2 protein-coding genes are annotated in these 1,661 nt (G+C 33.7%); both read right to left on the bottom strand.

Annotated elements, in window-relative coordinates; translation table 11 throughout:
- A partial coding sequence (locus tag AABE15_RS07655) for a hypothetical protein (protein WP_338330702.1) occupies positions 1 to 678 on the bottom strand: 678 nt, incomplete at its 3' end.
- A 142-nt stretch (positions 679 to 820) separates the two neighbouring features.
- Positions 821 to 1,661 (bottom strand): hypothetical protein (locus AABE15_RS07650; protein ID WP_338330701.1); only part of this gene is annotated, 841 nt, incomplete at its 5' end.

The raw sequence follows: 1,661 nt of genomic DNA, 5'->3' as shown, positions 1-1,661 counted from the left end.
TCTCCTTTTTACTTTGATTATATTTGCTTTTTCTTCTCGACCAGATGTTTCATTAACCAAAACATCTATATGTTCTTCGTCCGCATTGATTTTTATTCTATCACTTATTAAATGCAAGTACCAGTCTAAATTATTTTCTTTCTTATAACCAACGGTATAGGTAATGCCTACATGGATTCTATTAATCTCCCTTTTTGATAGGCTCCAAACCAAATGAAAAAAACAAATTTGATCACTTTTATATTCACTAAGTTCTTTTTTTAAAAGTTTATTACATGGTTTGTTTAAATAATCATTAACTTGATTCGCAATATATATATTAGCATTTTGAGTCCAATTTTCCCTGCCATTAGATAGCTTATTTCTTAAGTTTTGAGTATCAATAGGATTGCTATTTCTAATCTTAAAAACAAAAGCATACATTCGTGTTTTTAAGATTAAATAATCATTTTGAGAACACTTAATATAAAACCAATTTTCACTAGAATTAACAAACTTCTTCAAATCATTACACAAATTAAGAGTTACCAAATTATTTTTTATACGACTCTCTTTTATATTTTTAAGAAAACTTGATTCATCTACTTCAATTAATCCTGCTCTTAAACTCTGTATAAAAACATTATTTAATTGTCCCATATTAGAAAAAAAAATTTCTTCATAATCTTTTTTATTCATTTAATTATCCAGATTATTGAAAAACTGTTTTAGCTTTATAAGCGTAACAGTAACGGGATATAATCTTAATATTAAACTGTCTAATATACAATATAATATTCCAAAATAATTCTAATACAAAGAATATTTTTTATAATCTTCATTAGGTAATGCTACTCCCCATGGCGTCTGTCCACTCCGTGCCATTCCACCAGCAAGGCTTTTTGGCTGTTGTGTCGTAGGATTGAGCGCCTACTTTTAGTGTCTTAGTGTCTACATTGGCTTTTTGATCGGGATCAACGTAAGACAAGGAAGAGGTATCAATCATTAAGTCTTGCCATAATGTATTGTTCCAGAAAGATACTTTTCTCGTTGTGGGGTTGTACGCCAGCGTATATCCCGTAGCGGCCGTAGTTATCGTAGATTGATCCGCTAACAAATAACCACACCCTGTTAGGGTATTCGCTTTGGAATTTTTAATGGCAGCAACATTATTTTGACCAACGGTAATAACATAGTCATAATCTGTTGTATCTTTAAGTTTTGGAAACCTTTGGGACACACCAAACGCACCATTTTGGATAAGAAAATTTCCATCATTATCTATGTGAAACGTCTTGGTTACAGAGCCACTTGTTTTAGGATCACTTCCCGCTTGTATGATTGCCAAAAGATTGATGCGCGCAAGAGAGTCTTGATGGTTCAGTCTTACGCCATAGAGAGAATTAAAATCTACCTCGCCGCTGGTCGCGGATTGTTTTAAAATCAGAGCATTGTATTGAATATTACTATTGGCTAAAAGCGTGTTGGTGATTAAATCACCCCCTCCATTGGATTTAACTTTACCTCCATCAGAGCTAATGCTTTTCACATTGAGATCCACCGTGCCGTCATTCACATAAGAGGTGCCAGCAGCGCCAGCTTCCCCTTTATCTCCCTTAGGAATTGTAAAGTCAAATATAGCTGCATTAGACGTGCCACTATTAGCAACGGCAGCATCCGTT

This window comes from Commensalibacter sp. Nvir, assembly GCF_963921845.1.
Lineage (GTDB): Bacteria > Pseudomonadota > Alphaproteobacteria > Acetobacterales > Acetobacteraceae > Commensalibacter.
Note: the sequence above shows the minus strand (reverse complement) of the source record. Positions and strands in the feature narration are given on the sequence as shown.